This window comes from Bacillus sp. 3G2 (assembly GCF_044324725.1).
Lineage (GTDB): Bacteria > Bacillota > Bacilli > Bacillales > Bacillaceae_G > Bacillus_A > Bacillus_A mobilis.
In genome coordinates, this window is sequence record NZ_CP172246.1 from 3,464,671 (window position 1) to 3,482,490 (window position 17,820).

At 31.9% G+C, this 17,820-nt stretch carries 14 protein-coding genes and 1 pseudogene; all 15 read right to left on the bottom strand.

What is annotated here, in order from left to right; genetic code table 11:
- Positions 1–24: 24 nt before the first annotated feature.
- Positions 25–333 (bottom strand): lasso peptide biosynthesis PqqD family chaperone, encoded by a 309-nt coding sequence (locus ACHZK0_RS17735; protein WP_395760760.1) that lies wholly within the window; start codon positions 331–333, stop codon positions 25–27.
- The gene (locus ACHZK0_RS17740; protein ID WP_395760761.1) at positions 296–1,267 is read right to left on the bottom strand and encodes an aldolase; all 972 of its coding nucleotides are present in this window, start codon (positions 1,265–1,267) and stop codon (positions 296–298) included. The genes ACHZK0_RS17735 and ACHZK0_RS17740 overlap by 38 nt, the downstream gene beginning before the upstream one ends.
- Positions 1,268–1,346: 79 nt before the next feature.
- Positions 1,347–1,472 carry a paeninodin family lasso peptide gene (locus tag ACHZK0_RS17745; RefSeq protein ID WP_120450774.1) on the bottom strand — a complete coding sequence of 42 codons (126 nt, stop codon included), beginning with the start codon at positions 1,470–1,472 and terminating at the stop codon, positions 1,347–1,349.
- Positions 1,473–1,497: 25 nt separating this feature from the next.
- Positions 1,498–3,426, bottom strand: a pseudogene (locus ACHZK0_RS17750) (asparagine synthase-related protein); the annotation flags it as partial.
- Positions 3,427–3,716: 290 nt separating this feature from the next.
- Complete coding sequence (locus ACHZK0_RS17755; RefSeq protein ID WP_395760762.1) at positions 3,717–4,880, bottom strand: aminotransferase class I/II-fold pyridoxal phosphate-dependent enzyme; 1,164 nt, start codon at positions 4,878–4,880, stop codon at positions 3,717–3,719.
- A 30-nt stretch (positions 4,881–4,910) separates the two neighbouring features.
- Positions 4,911–5,606 (bottom strand): HAD family hydrolase, encoded by a 696-nt coding sequence (locus ACHZK0_RS17760; RefSeq protein ID WP_395760763.1) that lies wholly within the window; start codon positions 5,604–5,606, stop codon positions 4,911–4,913.
- A gap of 1 nt (position 5,607) precedes the next feature.
- Complete coding sequence (locus ACHZK0_RS17765; RefSeq protein WP_395761734.1) at positions 5,608–6,570, bottom strand: ATP-grasp domain-containing protein; 963 nt, start codon at positions 6,568–6,570, stop codon at positions 5,608–5,610.
- A 1-nt stretch (position 6,571) separates the two neighbouring features.
- A complete protein-coding gene (locus tag ACHZK0_RS17770; RefSeq protein ID WP_377919314.1) occupies positions 6,572–7,177 on the bottom strand; it encodes a sugar transferase in 606 nt (201 codons plus the stop codon).
- A gap of 364 nt (positions 7,178–7,541) precedes the next feature.
- A complete protein-coding gene (locus ACHZK0_RS17775) occupies positions 7,542–10,052 on the bottom strand; it encodes a right-handed parallel beta-helix repeat-containing protein (protein WP_377919556.1) in 2,511 nt (836 codons plus the stop codon).
- A gap of 239 nt (positions 10,053–10,291) precedes the next feature.
- Positions 10,292–11,263, bottom strand: a complete 972-nt coding sequence (locus ACHZK0_RS17780; RefSeq protein ID WP_395760764.1) for a beta-1,6-N-acetylglucosaminyltransferase — start codon at positions 11,261–11,263, stop codon at positions 10,292–10,294.
- Positions 11,264–11,401: 138 nt separating this feature from the next.
- On the bottom strand, positions 11,402–12,967 hold the full coding sequence (locus ACHZK0_RS17785; protein ID WP_395760765.1) for a lipopolysaccharide biosynthesis protein: 1,566 nt from the start codon (positions 12,965–12,967) through the stop codon (positions 11,402–11,404).
- Between the two features lie 17 nt (positions 12,968–12,984).
- A complete protein-coding gene (locus tag ACHZK0_RS17790; protein WP_395760766.1) occupies positions 12,985–14,253 on the bottom strand; it encodes a peptidase in 1,269 nt (422 codons plus the stop codon).
- A 42-nt stretch (positions 14,254–14,295) separates the two neighbouring features.
- Positions 14,296–15,264 carry a polysaccharide pyruvyl transferase family protein gene (locus ACHZK0_RS17795; protein WP_088029249.1) on the bottom strand — a complete coding sequence of 323 codons (969 nt, stop codon included), beginning with the start codon at positions 15,262–15,264 and terminating at the stop codon, positions 14,296–14,298.
- A 45-nt stretch (positions 15,265–15,309) separates the two neighbouring features.
- Positions 15,310–16,524 (bottom strand): glycosyltransferase, encoded by a 1,215-nt coding sequence (locus ACHZK0_RS17800; protein ID WP_395761735.1) that lies wholly within the window; start codon positions 16,522–16,524, stop codon positions 15,310–15,312.
- Positions 16,525–16,657: 133 nt separating this feature from the next.
- Positions 16,658–17,797 carry a glycosyltransferase family 1 protein gene (locus tag ACHZK0_RS17805; RefSeq protein ID WP_377919308.1) on the bottom strand — a complete coding sequence of 380 codons (1,140 nt, stop codon included), beginning with the start codon at positions 17,795–17,797 and terminating at the stop codon, positions 16,658–16,660.
- Positions 17,798–17,820: the final 23 nt, after the last annotated feature.

The following is a 17,820-nucleotide window of genomic DNA, read 5'->3' on the forward strand; positions in this document are numbered from 1 at the left end:
AACAGTTCTTTTGAAATTACAAATCTATCTATTAGGCTGATCTTTTATTTGAATTAAACCTTCTTGAAATAAGCACTCTAAAAAGGAAAGAACTTGTTCTTCACAATCTTTTTGTTCAATATCATAGTTAGATACTAACATAGTAACAAGCTGCTTAATTATTATCGGCTTTTCAATAAGGTCCCAAATTTCTCCGCCTATTTCACCTAAGTTATAATAATTTCCTTTTTGGACATTTAACATAACTTTTTCTCCATCCATATCACTTACTATATTACCTTCACTCTGTACAACATTATGTTCTAATGATATGTTTCTCGAATGAACAACCATCAACCATACTCCCTTTCTGTATAGTATTTAGAATAACTTGCACAAGCTCATGAGCTGTAAATTTTGAATCCGGGCGTCTTAATTGAAACATCTCCATTCCACTTGCAACATTAGATGAAGTTTCAAAATGCCATTCCATCAATCCTAATTTAGAAATCAAAGAATTTCTAAAAGTATGTTGGTATAACTTGCACAAGCGTGTGAGACCTTCTATACGGATCATTTCAATATCTTCTCCCTGTGTTTTTACTAATTCAATAACACCAGCAAGGGGTAATGGATCGGGGAAAAATTGAGAATTCAAAGGAACAGCATACTTCGTTTCTCTTTCAAACAAAGGGCTAAATTGCGCTACTTCCATTCCTAACTCATTTATGCTCTCTTGCCATAATTTTTGTTGTGCATAAGAAGGATAAACTACTGCAGTATTTTTATTCAAAAGAGACACAGCAACTACATCATCACTTAAAAGTTGATATCCTGCATTCAAAAAAGCCGAGGCTAACGTTGATTTTCCAGCTCCTGAATCACCAATTAATGCATACGCTTTCCCGTCTATGGCAATTACACTTCCATGCAATGGGAGTGTTTTCCGCTGCATTAAAAGTGCCCCCATACAAGTTCCCAGAATGTATAATCGAATTTTATCTTCTTTCGCCTCTGACATAGGTGAAAAAGTAATTTTCTCGCCCGCTTGGATAGAAAATATTGCAGTTTGAGGAACATGAAACATCACTACATCATCTTCCACTACAATGGTTTTTTGTTGTGATTCGTCATATCTATCCCACCGTTCAGATAAATCAGTTATTTCGATTTGAACATCTGCCATCTCTTTCTTTTCATTCAGCTGAGACAACTCGGGTAATGGGATTTCACTTACTATTTTTAACCCGAAGGCTTTGTATAACACATTTCTCCTCGAATCGATCATCCTATTCCCCCCACACTGTCAATTTTTTTGAAAGCTCTTATATAATAAAACTATATAAGAGCTTTATTTGTTCAACAACTTAACTATACTTCACTGGATCATCTGGATCAGGTTGAATTGCGTCAGGAGTTTTATGTCCTGGCCCCGCCATAGTCATATTAATATTAAGTACTTCTAATACAGGTTGTTTCCATTCCTTTTTCATACGTATCACCTCCTTTCATATTATTTTTTTTTATAAATCGATAGAAGATTAAGCTACGCATTAAAATTCTAAAATCTAAATCAAATGCATATTCTGGTCGAGGTTCTTTACATATTTTTGAGATAGCTTTCTTAATTACCTCTACATTTAGAAATTCAGAGATTATTGGATCTACACTAAGTTCTTGAACTTCCTCAATAAATTCGTTCCAAAATGGAGTCATACGGTAAACACCATCTGCACCTTGAACACCTCGGACGCGTTGATTTAATCGTACTTTATCAGGAAGGAAATTTTTTGTGGCTCTGCGAATAAGAGATCGATCTAAACCATTTTGAACATACTGTTCTTCTGGGACTGACAAACAAAATTGAATAATCCGTAAGTCATTTGTAGGATCACGATCCCATAAAGCATAACGTAACGATAATTTCGTTTCATACGTTCCATTTATGCTCCAATAATATGGTTTTTCAAATTGTTCTCTTTTCATGTCATATGCAGTTGAGATAGAAGTACCTGTTATATCAACATTCTGTTCTTTGAGTCTATCAAAAACATTCATTTTTTTTGCAAATTCCGGATTGATTATTATAGGAAAAACATCTTGTTCCTCTGAAGAAAGTAACTGATGAAAAAACGGAAAAGCTTTTCTTCTTACCACTTCAAAAACACGTGCTTTTTTCACTCCTAGGTTTCTACTATACAAATGTAGTTCACGATAAAAACGAATCCAATGTAATTTTTTTAACAACATTGCCTGGTAATCTAACATAGGCCCCCACGATACTGTCCAATTACCCCTTTGGCCACTAAGGAGTACTCCTATGTCACGCTGAGATGCTTTTTCATAAACTCCACTCAACCAAAAAGTATTCTCAAAAAATTTATATGGCATCTCCATTGTTTCTAGCCAATCATCAATTTCCGATAGTGGGCTTCTCTCCGGCAATTCTAAATAATAATCCTGTATATTCCCTACATGCCCTACAGTTGATTGAATAAAAGGTCTTTCATCAGCTATCCTACCTTTATGTGTCCAATCTTCAAAACCTTCTACTGGAACATAACTAAACGTATGTAATTTTTTATTTTCAGCGCGTAAATCTTTTGCAGCAAAGCTAACAACAGACCCTGAGTCTAGCCCTCCACTCAAATGAGCTCCTACTTCGTGATGTGTTCGTAAACGTGCCTTCACTGCACTTTGATACACCTCTCGAAACGCCTCTTCATACTCTTCATTTGATTTTAAATTAAGCATTTCCCCAGCAGTTGGTATATAGTATCGCGAAAATTCAACTTTTCCATTCTTTACCAAAACAGTATGTGATGGAGGGACCTGTTCTATATATTTATAGACTGTTAGCTGTGGATCTACTGACTCGAAATTTACAGGTATAGCTAAAAATTCAGCAATCCACTGCTCATTCAATGTTTTTTCAACATATGGTAGAGTAAATAACGGCTTTATGATAGTACAAAAAGCAAATTTATTCTCACTACGATAAAAATAAAGTGTTCGGCTCCCAGAAAAATCTCTAGCTCCGAACAGTATTTGTTTTTTCTCATCCCAAATCATAAAGGCAAAATCGCCCACCAAATATTTCGGTGCTGCTTCTCCCCATTTCTCATAAGAGAGCAAAATCAACTCACTATCTGTCATATTTTTTCTATCCGCATAATCTACTTGTAATTTTTCAAACAACTCATCACGGTTATCAATAATAGCATCTGCTGTAATTACCAGTTGTTTTTCATAATTATAGAAGGGTAATTGTTCACCAACTGACTCTGGTGTAATCCATTGTGCGTGACATCCCAGAAAAGCGTTTTCTTTACGCCATATTTGAATATCATCAGTAGGGTACTTTTGTAAGTCACTCATTAATCGTGTGCCATGTTCAATTGATACAGGTTCGTTATTAAAGTGAATAATGCCAGTTATAGCGCTCATTTTTCCCTCCTAATATATGAAAAGTTAATACAAATACTATTTATATATTAAATTCGTTAAACATGCCTCTTTATCATTCTTTTTAAAGAACAAAACCACTTATTTTATTACCGTCTCAATTATTTACTTTAATTCGCTTGTAGATTAAGATTTTGATATTTAAAACCTAGCACCATATCCTTTTTATGTCAATTTAAACTGAGTATTCGCAAATATTTCTCACAAAAAAATTCATTATAAAGAACTTTTATTCGTACATTTACAAATCAAATTCCACTTTTACTTACTTTTTATTTCTTTCCTTCTAGAGCCTTTAAAACGCCTTGAATGACCCTTTGTTGATCTTCAACTAACATATTAGATCCTGAAGGCAAACAAACACCACTTTGAAATAGGTGCTGCGACACATCTTCATTTTTTCTGTGCGGATAGTACTTCTTCCTTTTAAAGAGCGACTGTATATGAAGTGGCTTCCACGTAGGACGTGCCTCAATATTCTCTTCTGCTAAAATTCTCAACACTTTTCCAATAGAGATCCCGGATTCCTTTTCATCAATTGTCAATGTAGTGAGCCAACGATTTGAACGAGTATTTTCTAATTCAGGCATAAAATAAAATCCTGGTATGAAAGATAGCGCTTCGTAATACCGTTTATATATAGATCTTCTAGCTTTCACCCTGTCTTCTAACACTTCTAATTGTCCTCTTCCAATACCAGCTAGTATATTACTCATTCGATAATTATATCCTACTTCACTATGCTCATAATGTGGTGCTGGATCTTTTGCTTGTGTCGCTAAAAATCTCGCTCTTTCTAATTCTTCCACATCATCAGAAACAAGCATTCCACCGCCCGAAGTTGTAATAATTTTATTTCCATTAAATGAATAAATACCAAACTTTCCGAATGTACCGCTTGCTTTCCCTTTATATGTAGAACCTAGAGATTCTGCTGCATCTTCAATTATAGGAACATCATAATGATTACACAACGAAAGAATTTCATCTAATTTAGCACTCTGACCATATAAATGAACAAGAATAACAGCCTTTGGTAATCTCCCAGCTTTATCAGCATCATGCAACGCAAGTTCTAGAGCTTGCGGTGACATGTTCCATGTTTCCGGTTCAGAGTCAATAAATACTGGTTCAGCCCCCAAATAAACAATCGGATTTGCACTCGCTACAAAAGTGAAACTTGAACAAAATACTGTATCCCCCTTTTGAACATTTAATAATTGTAAGGCTAAATGAATGGCAGCAGTACCTGAACTAACCGCAGCCCCACTTTTAACTCCTACAAAAGAAGCAAGCTCTCTTTCAAATTCATCTACATTTGGACCTAGAGGTGCAATCCAATTTGAGTCAAAGGCATCTTTAATATATTTTTGTTCATTTCCGCTCATGTGCGGTGCAGAGAGATAGATTCGTTTTTTATGCTGAATTGTTTGCATGTAAACACATCCTTTATACATATTTAAATACTATGTATCTAGAAACATATGCTTTAACACTGGTATATCAGGTAATCTTCTTAAATTATCAATTGTATAATGTGCTTTATAAGCTTGCTCAACAATAAGATTATGATAAATTCCATCCTCTCTATTAATGTGAACCGTTAACCATTTTAGTTTCTTGGCTGTTATAAAATCTTTGCTTAAATTATCTCCTATATAGACACATTGCTGATGAGGCACCTGTAATTCCTTACTTATTTTTTCATATGGGATTTCGCTCGGCTTCCAACATTCTTTTCCAAGCTTATCAGTGAGAATTATTGAATGAACTCTCTCTTTTAAGTTTAATGCATTTATTTTTCTTTCTTGAGCAACTAAATATCCATCTGAAATTAGTCCTATTTTTACGGTATTAATTAAATTATTTAGTACCCAATCTGCTTCATCCAATAATTGAATATCTGGTTTATGAATCCTATATTGTTCTATTAAATTAACAATCAATTTTTCATCATAATCAATGTTTAACTTTTCTAGTGTTTTATTAAACACTAATTTTCTTTCCCCCGAATTGAATAACTGCATTGCGATATTATAAAATTCAGTTTTCTTGTGATTCACTTTAATCCAATCATCCACTGCTTTAAAGCCACTTACGACATAATCTTTTTCTTTATACAAAGTATCATCCATGTCAAAAACAATTGCTTTGATCACCATGTTAAGTACTCTCCGTAAAAACTGCTTCATCATATCTAAGCATTGTTAATTCTTCTCTCCAATTGAAATCTTGCTCTGTAAAGATTTTTCCTTGACACATTTCAATTGTCCATAGTGGAAAGTTCGCTCCCGCTTCAATCGATAACGGAATCCCTCCACCAAAACGAGGATTTATTTCAATAAACGTAATCTGCCCATCTTCCTTTTTAAAACATTGTAAAGTGATACAGCCAACAGGATTAGGGAGAGCTTTTATTACAGTTTCTGCTGCTTTGATAATTTGAATGTCCTTCTTTGTCACACCTTTACTTACCTCACCTGCTCGTGTCTCTATACGCAATCTAGGAACAATAGTTTTTATATTCCCATAAAAATCTACTAGGACATCTATAGTGTATTCATCTCCTGAAACGTACTCTTGTATCATAGCGTTAGGTATATACCCCTTGAAGAATTCTAATTCCTTTTCATTCATAATTTTTGTTACACCTTTACTAGAACTGCCATCATAAGGTTTAATTAATAATGGAAATTGATATTCTTTTCTTTCAATCTCCTCATCACTATATACTTTAGGTGTGGGGATATTATGAGAAGTAAAGAAGTTATAAGTATTTACTTTGTTATTAGCTATCTCATTTAATTCTTTCCCGGAAACTAATACTTTTACATCAAGTTCTTTAAAAATCCGCTTATTTTCAGCTAAAAGAATCAATTCCGTATCAATTAATGGAATAACTAAGCCAATATTTTCTTTTTGACATATTTGTAATAGCTCTTCTATATAATTTTCTTCTACTACTCTCGGAACAATAAAATGCTTATCACTAAAATGAACAGTCGGGGCAGTTTCTTTTAAATCTGCAGTAAAGATGTTCCCATTCATTTTTTCTTTCTCAAAAACTTCCTTAAATTTTTTTATTAAAGATACTCTCCTACCAGAACTAGTAAACAAGATATTCATATTATTTTTCATCATGTTTAATACTCCCTTTAAAAATTGGCATAGTTGCGTGGCTACCATTTTGTATGCCTTCTGATTTTAAGACTTTGCTAACAGTTAAATATAAAATTTTTAAATCTAGAAGAAAACTTTGATTCTCAACATACCATACATCCAGTTTAAATTTTTCGTCCCATGAAATGCTATTTCTCCCATTTACCTGTGCCCATCCAGTCATTCCAGGCTTTACATGATGTCTTTTAGCTTGTTCATTAGAATATAACGGCAAGTATCCCATTAATAATGGCCGCGGTCCTACTAAACTTATATTACCTTTTACAACATTTATAAGCTGCGGCAATTCATCTAAACTATATTTTCTAAGAAATTTCCCAAACGAGGTTAACCTCATTTGATCAGGTAAGAGCTGATCATTCTTATCCCTTGCATCGGTCATTGTACGAAATTTGTAAAGGTAGAATATTTTTCCATACAGTCCTGGACGTTGTTGCTTAAATATGATCGGAGAGCCTAGCTTAATCCTAACTAAAATAGCTATTATTAGAATAGGCAATGAGAGAATTAACAACAGTGACAAAGCAACTAGCAAATCAAAAAGTCTCTTCATATATAATTATCCCCCTCATTCAAATTTTTCAGAGCGTTTTCCTAAACCATATCAATATAATAAATAAAAAGAAGGAAGGGCTACCGCTTCTCTTCCTTTCACCCTTGATTCTATTAAAAACAAATCATTTTTTATGTATGATGAACTCAGAAAAAGCACTATTGACCAATTAAAAATTAAGATAGGATATCTAGATACATATATAAATTCTGGAAAAATTGACATATAACAAACATATAGGTTGGCCATAAAAAAATGCACCTCCAATTCTTAAAATGTAGCTAACATTTGAGGTGCGCTTCAGCTTATCAAAAGAAAAAATAGCTTTTCTTTTTTTATTAATAACTAAAAATGAATAACTACATTACTCGTTTATAAATCCGAATGTTTTGAATACTGCTAATGACCCAATTTCCTTCCATATAATATTATTATCAGTAACTACAATACCGGAAACTGATGAAAAGGTAGGTACATTTGTATATGACGTACCATCATTTAACGCTTCATATACATGATTACCCCAATTAATTCTACTACCTTTCGAATAATATTTAGATGCTACCCATGTTTGATTATTTGCATATCCGCCTGTCGTACAAATCCAGCCGACATATCCCCCGGCAGTCGGATTTGAATTTTTCACTTCTTGTCCTAATCTATAATAACCTGATGTTGGAATACTTGACATTCGGTAGTATGGATCCGTCACACCGTAAACAATATTTCCTTGCAGAAATTCTTTTCCTGTAATCATCATTGTTGCATTATTTAACACATTATTTTTCATTACAAGTTGAAGAGTATTACTTGCTGTTCTATTATCAATTCCTACTTGTGTTAAGTTCGTAGCAGTTACATTATTATTTTGAATTACTGCTTGTTTCCCCGCAAAAGCTACATCTAAAATAATAATAGATCTTGAAAGAGTATCATTTGTAATTTTTATAACATTCCCGCTTAATATAATATCATCAGACACATTTTGAATATTTAAGACTGTTCCATTTGTTTTTTCAATGTAACAATTAATCATTTTGAATGTTTTGAAATTATTTACTGTAAGTAACGTATTATTTATATCCGTACTAATGATCTTACATTCTCTTAATTCTAACGAATTTACTGTACTTGATTGTGCACCTAAAAACACAATGTCTTTAAAGAAACAATTTGTATACGTTCCCGCAAATAAAGTTGGAGTTTTCACATTTTTAAATATTGTATTTTCAAAAATCCATCCTGGTTTAAATGTTCCTGCTGTTGAATAATTTAAATATAATACATCTTGTCCTTCAAATACGCAATTTGATATCGTTTGTGGTTCATTTTTCACTTCTAGAGTCCATTGAAACATCGTTGACAAGGAGTTAAGTTTATCTACATCATTAAAAAAGCGACAAGAATCAACCCTAACTACATATGGGAATGGTGTATCAATAATCATTTTACTGTTATAAAAAACATTATCAAATATATTAATAGATCTGTTTGCATATACACCTTGAGCATTTATTTGTGCTCCATACACATAATTATTAGAGAAAATAACATCTCCTGCTAAAAAGACCTTTGCTAGTCGGATATTATTCCCGCTTACAATTACTCTATCTGCACCACCATTAATCGATACCCCAACATAAGCATTTGAAAGTGTATTCATAAGGGAATTGTTTACTATATAAATAAATTTCCCATTGACAACAATAATGTTATATTTTTGATTATCATGAAAATTATTTCTTTCAATATAGATATATTGGTTCAAATCATATCCATCTTCAATATCAATTCCACTTTGTGGATCAGTACCTGCGATATGATGAATGTCATTATCACGAATATACACATTTTTTGCGCCAGCTACAGTAATCCCTTGTCTACGACAATGATGTAAGTTGCATTTCTCAATATAAGTATATTGAGAAAAAGAAGGGACCCGAACATTTATTAAACAATTTGTGGAAGCAGGAACAGTACTTTGATGAAGAACAATTTTAGCATAGCTTGCTCCATTAGGAACTTCTACTTCATCAAAAAATTGCACATTAACTTTAGCAGATATAAATGCGTTACTTAAATTATAAAAAATAACATCATAATAATCACATATTATATCGGTACCCAACCCGCCAAAGCCATTCCCATAAAGACCGAAATAACCATACTTTACAATAGCCGCTTGCTTCATATCAATTTGTAATTTGGAGCGTATCTTTGTCGTACTACTTACTAACGAACCATCTGTTGTACTGATTGAGCCTTGTTCAAATGAACTAGCTAATGATGTTGGGAATGGCGAAATCTGACCAAAAGTGCTGTTAAGTGTAATAGCATCTCCTGTACAATTCAAAATCTCTAGATTATCTAAAGATACAAATCTTGTATTGTTCCCTCCATCGGCAACCTGAGTAAAACTCCCCACTGCAACTCCGTACCCTCCCTCATGTGTTCCTCCGCTAGTGTAATCATGCGTATCTTTATCTCCTTGGATAATACCATTTGTAACCCTAGAGTAAACTTGATTGTTACAGAAGCTTACAATCGCATATCCCGTCAAGTTATTTGTTTCCATTTTTAAAGTTGCACCATTCAAATTTAGCGTTAGGTAGCTTTGTGGTTCAATTGGTTTATTTTTATCAATCAAGTACGTTCCTTTTGGTAATACAACTTCTGTATATCCTTGTTGAGATGCCCACTTTAAAGCATTATTAATACCTTGAGAAGTGTTAACGGCATCAGTGCCATCATTTTTAGCATTCCATCTATTTAATTCAAGCAAATATGTGTTTGATTTAAATGTATCTTCTGGGCCTTTTGGAACCCATTTTGATTTTGTTCTATCATAAGTCAAAATATCATTATTCGAAGGCATCTTGCTCGTTACATCTACGTCACTAAGTTCTCCCAGATTAGCCAAATCAAATTACACCTCTTTCTTGTTTTTCTATATATTATGTTTAGCGAGGTAAATTGATTGGATATTAATTATAGAGAAAAAAATAAAAACGGATGAACATAAAGTGACTTTATATCTCAAATTTTTACCGTTAAACAGTCGAAAAGTTAAAACAACAAGAACAAAGACGTATAGTATGATAGCCGATTTACATGCTATATTTTTATTCTATTTATAAAGTACTCTATTACTGAGTTATCAAAGTTTTGATCAAATTTCCTTGCAAAATATTGATCTGAGCTTTCTATTGAATTGATATCTTCCAAGGTGAAGGTAATCGGATGATTTCGGTTTTTAAAAGTCTGGCCCCACCTCAAGTAAATTAAATTATTATTTACAACTTGTGATTTATACTCCGAATTCATTATTATTGTCTGAAAAAACCATTCATCTGGACATAAAGCATTTTTAAAAGCATCATAGTACCATTCATTTCTTTCTAAAAAATCTATAATATATCTTGCAATATTTAAAGGGATACAAAACCAGGATGAACCGTGATAAAGTGAAAACTCTTCAGGTAACTTATATGGGTTGGGAAATATATTAAATCCCCAACCATACAAACGCATAATTATTCTTCTAAAAACTCTAAAAGGATGAAATACATTGTATTGTTTCCTTGCTACCTTTGGCCAACTGATATTCTGAAAAGCAACATCTGAATTACTCCTTTCAATATGATTTGCTGTCATAAATATTTTATTTTTATTATTTAATAGAAAATCTCTAAATCCGTTTTTCACCAATAAATCTTGACCACTCCTTAGGCACACAAAATCGTAACTTTTTTGTTTATCTAATACTTTTTTTAGCAACAAAATCGTAGCATCTACCTGGCTTATATCACCCCATTTTACGTCTATATTCTCATCCAAAACTTCTACATTAGGATTGTTTAATATTTTCCTACATAACTCATTGTGTGTTTTTTTATCAATATGAACAAATACATCGGCTTGTTCTTCTGAGATAATTTGGTCAATAAACCCATTTACTTGATCTGGATTTTTGTGGACTTGTAAGATATATGCTGTATGCGGAACCGTAGTATTCTCAATACAGTTCTTTGAAACTAATCCAGAAAATTCAGTTAGATGTGACTCCATACCTTTACATTCGTTCATAATTTCCTCCACTAAAATAAATTGACTAAATCCACACGTTCACTATATAAAACCATGAGAACTAATTTAAGTTAGACATTTTTTGTTTATTCATTTACATTTTCTATACCCAAAAGCTATTATTCCTCATATCACTCTTCAACTATTTTTAATATTTTTGGAATAAGTTTTTTTTATTAATAACTTAGATGAAATTTTGTTTGCAATTTGTCTTACTATATCCCGTAAGTATTTAAACTCTTCATGTTTTCTAAACGTAATTAAAAAAATTACATTTGGAATAATAAGACACAAAATACTGCGTATTACTATATTTATAAATATATCGGTATAAAAGATATTGCCAAGAGCATCTGTTATGATTACAGAAACAAAAACCAGAAATCCAAACAAACTATATCTAACAAAATATAATTTTACCGATTTTTTGAAAACAAATTTAAATATAACATATGGATCGTACCAAAAATAGGTACACAATCTGCTGATAACAGTGCCAAAAAATACACCTGCAATTCCTATTTGTTTTGCGAGAATTATAGAAGCTACAATATTTATAACAGCCGCTATAATAGGCCTGTATTTTCCCTTTTTAAATAAACCAGTGGTTTCTCTAAAAGTTGTAGAAGCATTTTGCATTCCAGCAGTGAAAAAATTCAATATTATGGCAAATATTATATACTTATTAAACACATAATGCTCACCTAACCACAAAGTTATAAATGGGTTTATTAAATTCCAAAGACAAACTGTACAGAATCCATATATCCAAAAATTAACAAAATTAAGCACACGAAAAATAAAATATTGTGCATCTTCATTTTCTTTTACATTTAAATTTCCAACACTGGCAGTAATAGAATAAAACAAATAACCCAATAAAGTATTCAGTGTATTTAAAACCAGTAGATAATTCGAATAAATACCAACCCAAGTAATCCCAATAAATTTAGAGATAACAATATTGTCAGTTCCATTAATTACCACACCACTAATTTTGTATAACAATAGAGCATACAAATTTTCAAAGAAAAGCTTTCTATCTTCTTTAGATAAATTCTCTTTATTTTCCTCTTGTAGATACGGATATAGTTTATTCGCTTTATTCGCAATATACATATTTTCAATTACTCTTAATACCAGTTGGATCATTAATATTACAATATAATTTCCGATGATTATTAATAAAATGATTTGTAAAGAGTGAGACATAATTGTAAATATACTGTGTATTTTAGAAATAATGTGATTACGCTGATCAGCAATAATAATAGATTGTTTATACACAAAATAATATGATGAAACCGAACTCAATAAAAATAGCAGATAAATAATATTAATATTACTAATTGTCGTCTCGCCATTCATTAGGTAAGGAAGAAATGGTAATAATGATAATCCTATCAATAAAACGATTAATCCTATTAATCTATATGCCTTTTGATATAAGTTCATTAATGCCTGTATTTTACAACTATCATTCTCAGCTAAAGGCTTATATAAACTGTAAATTATAGCCGTATCAAAACCTAAATTAGCTAATGACAGCATAGTTAATATACTTGTAAAAAGTCCTTCCACACCTAGGTATTCTATACCTAGTGTATAAATAAAAACGGTTCTAACAATGAAACCCATACTAATACTAATTATTTGGCCTGACAAACCGAATAATATATTTTTCAGGGAATTTTGTATTCTCATAATAATACCTTCTACTTCTAATTGTTTTGTGCAAACATTCTACTTAATTTAGTACCAACCTTCCTCTTCAAAATAGGAAAGAACTTTATTACTCTATACTTAAGTAATGATTTTCTTCGCTGTGCTTTGAAATCATAATCTAAAAACCAATCTAGTAAATCTTTATATAATATATTATTATAATTTTCCTTCATTCGAACTTGAATTATATTCCAATAAATAACAATGAATGTATCTGTAAAAAACTTCACCTCATTATCCAAAGAAGTTTTAATGTATCGAAAAATATCATTTGGAATATTAAAGCCATAACTTCGAGGATCTTGACCTTCAGCGATAATTCCCATAATAGTTCTCAAGCACTTTTCACATTTACAACAATTTTCTTCATTTTTAAAACATACTCTGATATTAACCAATTCCTTAATGGCCGAATAATGATCAACAACTACCTTAACCTTATTTTGCCTGTTGAGTTCATATCCATCGTGAAAGACCTGACCTGATGCATACCTTATTTCATTGTCCACTGTAGGGTCAGATGCACAAGTAACTTCATATAAAGGAGAATTAGAGCTTGCAATATATATACATTTTATCTTAAGTTTGAAAGCTATTGGGATAGCTGCAGATATTATCGCTAAGCCATGGTGTAATCCATGCCACCATGTATCCTCTAATTTCCGCCTAAAGTCATGATCAATATTTCCTGCATTTATAAAAGTACCATAATTAGATTGTATAAGGATGTTTTCTAACCCTTGGCATTTTGCAAAATTTATAGCGTTTTCTTTGTCTGCCTCCCACACATCACTTTCCTCTATATTATCTTCATGCCATCCGTATTCAGTAATTAATAATGGGTTTTTGTCCTTTATTCTTATAAATGTAGTAAGCGCATCAAGACCTCCACTAAATAAAGATGCTGCTTCGAGTTCAGGAGTATAGGTATTATCTATAATTTTATCTACAACAATAGAACCCTTAAACCTGACACTAGGAAACATATTTTGATATGCAGTTTTTATATTATTGAGACATTCATAAAAAGATTTATCTAATTCATTTATCAATATTGTTGAATCAGTGATCCACACAAGAGGAATTACATTTGAAACAAATGGAATAGCTAAAATACTATTTGGAATATCAGATATATCATAGTTATATTCAAGGAACATATGATTATTTATTTTAAAATATTTTTGTAAATTCCCTTTAACGCTAAAAAAGTAATCAACCCTGTTATTTTTTACAACAACTTCATCAAGAATTATAGTATTCATTTTAGCCTCCTAATAAGTTACCTTTCAAATTCTTGAGTATTATTAATTTGAGAATTGTTTTAACCATTGATCTACCACTTCAAAATTCACCTTAACATCTGTTATTATTTTTGAGTTAATCATTTTTTCAAGATTATCAAAATCAGCTCTTTCGATTAAATTTAGATTATATGTCTCACTCATCCCTCTAGCTCTTTCGTCTATAGAGATAATGATTGTGCGCTTTTTATGTCGCATCGCAAATATCCCACCGTGTAATCTTGTTCCAATATAATCAATATCTGTATTGAGCACTTTTTCATAAGCTTCTATATTAGGTGGAACAACTTTTATATCTTCTGTATTACTTAAACTTTCAAAATATAAAAAATCACTCGCATCCTGTATCCAAAAATAAACATCTTTATAATTTCTTCTCAGTACATCTATTAATAATTGATCTTTTACTAGGTCTTTCAAATGATGAGTGAGTGTAAAAATAACTGAATCTGATTTTTCGGTTGGAATCTCTTTACAGAACTCAGGTGTAAGAGACCACATTGTTGCACAACCTGTATTTAAAGCCTTTAACCCCATTTCTTCTAAAAATTTTTTTGTTCTTTCATCCCTAACACTATGTATATATTCATGTGATAAAACTTTTTTATATAACATTTTTGTATATGCGTTTATCTTATTACCTTTCCCTGCACCTACACCAACTAGAATACTACCTTTCAAAGGACCGTAATTGAACATATTAATATTCCACTGTGGGAAATGAGTAAGCATGTCCATTGTAAGTAAATTGGAACCACCTACAAATTTATATTTAGCATTACTATACAGCTTTACCCTATGTGATCCTCTTGCTACTTGATACCAATGAAATGGTGAAACATGAGTCGGTAGTGTTAAAATATATGCACTTTTAGTTATATCAGACAACTGATACCTTACACACTTCATTATTATGTCATCCCCCTTGTTAAGAGAACCGACCGACGTATCTAACACTAAAACATTATCCATGAAAATAATACCTCCAAGTATATTTTAAAAACCAATAAAAGATTTTTAACTTAAACTATTATCCTCAATTAGCCTATATATCTTTTCTACTTCTGCTTCATTACCATAATTCCGTTGACTAGCATTATTTACAATTTTATTTCTAAAATCGACATCATCAACCAGTTTTTTTATCCCTTCGATAATCCCATCAATACCCATTGGACAAATACACCCATCTACTCCATCCTCTAGCTGACTTTTAGCAGTTGGAAAATTAGTTATAAGTACAGGTTTCCCAAGAATCTGTGCCTCCCGAACTGTCACAGCCTTTCCTTCATACCTAGATGGTTGTACATATATATCACACGCTTTTATATAGGGATAAGGATTAATCTTTTTGCCCAGCAGAAAGAATCTATCCTGAATTTTCAGTTTATTTATCAATATTTTAAGCTCAATCTCTTGAGGGCCATACCCTACAATATACCACTCAACATCGTATCCCTGATCTAATAATTTCCGAAAGGCATATATAGCATCATCAATCCCTTTAGCGTGTGAAAGCCTGCCTACAGTTACAAGCTTTATGCGATTAGGAGTTAATGGCATTACATGCGTAACATCTTGATTCGATTGTTCACGTACAAACTCAGGAGATATAATATTTTCGATAATATCTAATTTTTTATTCATATAAGGAAAGATACTAAGAAATGAATCCCTACAACTTTCAGAAACCGCTACGACATTATCCATTTCTCTCCACATTTGATACTCCATACGTTTATTCAGCGGTATGTTTAAGTAGTCTGTATGAATCCAACCAATCTTCCTTTTCGCTCGAACCTTACTTCCTATGAAATAATGAGGCCATAAAAAACTAATTGCAGCGTCATATTCTTCCTCTAATCTCGGAAGATATGATAGGGACATTTTCCACCCGTATTGAATAACCAAGTATCCAGGTTCTTCACTCTTTATACACTTACCATGTAAAGTACCCATCACCCTGGCTATCAATCTGATGATCCCCATAGATGTATTACCCTCCTGCAGTATTTGCCCAATAGATTTTCTAAATGTAGTGTATTGAGATATTTCTGGTAATAAATTTGGTTCTTTTGGTAATAACGAGAAAAATTCCCCCTCATGTTTAAATAACATTAAATCTACGTCATATCTGTTGTAATCAATTTTATTTAGTAGTCCAATCAGACTTCGTTCTACACCACCGATTGCCATGTCAAAAGAAGTGATTAATATTTTTTTCTTTTTCATCATCAAATACCTCACAAAATTAATTATCAACTTCTATCATTCCTTATGATAGCCCCCTATTTTTCTTTACAAATATAATCCGGATTGGTTTATGTAACATGTTGATGAAACACAATTATCTTATATATTCCTCTCACTCTATTCCATATAACGATAACCAATCAGGAATATTACTTTTAATATCAAAACCTAATTTTGATATATTGTTAATTATCTTTGATCTTTCAGGTTTTTCTTTTAATAAAGCTTTATTAATTTCTCCAGACCATACTTGAAGCTTTTCATCTAAGCTAATAAATGACATTATCCCTAAGCCCATATCAGTATTTTTAGGTATTGTATCCGCAACAATACAAGGTGTACCTGAACATTGCGCTTCTAACGTTACAATACCGAAACCCTCGAATAAAGAAGGAAATAAGAAAACATCGAATGCTTTCAACAGTCTCGGTATATCCTTCCTCACGCCTAAAAATCTTATATTGTTGTTAACCCCCAATTCTTTTGCCTTCAATTCAATAAAGCTTTTTAACGGACCATCACCTACTAAAACAGCGATAAAATTTACATCACTCTTTAATATTTCTTTTAGAACTTGTAGGATAAAAATATGATTCTTTGATTCTGAAAACCGACCAATATGACCTATTATTTTCGCCTCATCTGGTATATTAAGCTCTTTTCTCACACTGGCAACATCCCTCATGTCCACATCAGTAAATTGGTTAATATCTATTCCATTTTTGATTAATTCTATCCTACTATCATTAATTATTCTTTTACCAAATAAAAAACGTGCAGCTTCAATACTACATGCACAATAATCCGTTCCAGCATATTTAATAATCGATTGCAAAACTTTTAGAGTAATTTGCGCTTTAATTCCAACTCCTTGAGACCAATTATTACTGTGTGAATGACAAACCCTTTTTTTTATACCTACCATTTTCGCAGCCACTGCAGCAAAGCCACCTTGATAATCGGTATGTGCATGTACGGCTACATATCGATTATCAGACATTATCTTTGTAAGTTCTTTAATATATGCAAAAGGCCCTACTTGACCTAGACTTGGAATTCTATAAACTTTACCACCTAATACTGCAATTTCTTCATCATAATCACACTTTTCAATTCTGTGTGAAACAAAATCAAATTGAACTTTTGATTTGTCTATATTTCTATATACATTCATTAGTAGCGTTTCAGCACCACCTCGATTCATAGCACTGACAATGTGCAAAACTCTTGTGGCCTTTTTAGCCTTAACCATTGAAACCTACCCCAATCCTATAA

Excerpts from the sequence above, each read along its gene's own strand:
- ACHZK0_RS17735 (WP_395760760.1), bottom strand. The coding sequence starts at position 333 with ATGGTTGTTCATTCGAGAAACATATCATTAGAACATAATGTTGTACAG.
- ACHZK0_RS17740 (WP_395760761.1), bottom strand. The coding sequence starts at position 1,267 with ATGATCGATTCGAGGAGAAATGTGTTATACAAAGCCTTCGGGTTAAAA.
- ACHZK0_RS17745 (WP_120450774.1), bottom strand. The coding sequence starts at position 1,472 with ATGAAAAAGGAATGGAAACAACCTGTATTAGAAGTACTTAATATTAAT.
- ACHZK0_RS17755 (WP_395760762.1), bottom strand. The coding sequence starts at position 4,880 with ATGCAAACAATTCAGCATAAAAAACGAATCTATCTCTCTGCACCGCAC.
- ACHZK0_RS17760 (WP_395760763.1), bottom strand. The coding sequence starts at position 5,606 with ATGGTGATCAAAGCAATTGTTTTTGACATGGATGATACTTTGTATAAA.
- ACHZK0_RS17765 (WP_395761734.1), bottom strand. The coding sequence starts at position 6,570 with ATGAATATCTTGTTTACTAGTTCTGGTAGGAGAGTATCTTTAATAAAA.
- ACHZK0_RS17770 (WP_377919314.1), bottom strand. The coding sequence starts at position 7,177 with ATGAAGAGACTTTTTGATTTGCTAGTTGCTTTGTCACTGTTGTTAATT.
- ACHZK0_RS17775 (WP_377919556.1), bottom strand. The coding sequence starts at position 10,052 with ATGCCTTCGAATAATGATATTTTGACTTATGATAGAACAAAATCAAAA.
- ACHZK0_RS17780 (WP_395760764.1), bottom strand. The coding sequence starts at position 11,263 with ATGAACGAATGTAAAGGTATGGAGTCACATCTAACTGAATTTTCTGGA.
- ACHZK0_RS17785 (WP_395760765.1), bottom strand. The coding sequence starts at position 12,967 with ATGAGAATACAAAATTCCCTGAAAAATATATTATTCGGTTTGTCAGGC.
- ACHZK0_RS17790 (WP_395760766.1), bottom strand. The coding sequence starts at position 14,253 with ATGAATACTATAATTCTTGATGAAGTTGTTGTAAAAAATAACAGGGTT.
- ACHZK0_RS17795 (WP_088029249.1), bottom strand. The coding sequence starts at position 15,264 with ATGGATAATGTTTTAGTGTTAGATACGTCGGTCGGTTCTCTTAACAAG.
- ACHZK0_RS17800 (WP_395761735.1), bottom strand. The coding sequence starts at position 16,524 with ATGAAAAAGAAAAAAATATTAATCACTTCTTTTGACATGGCAATCGGT.
- ACHZK0_RS17805 (WP_377919308.1), bottom strand. The coding sequence starts at position 17,797 with ATGGTTAAGGCTAAAAAGGCCACAAGAGTTTTGCACATTGTCAGTGCT.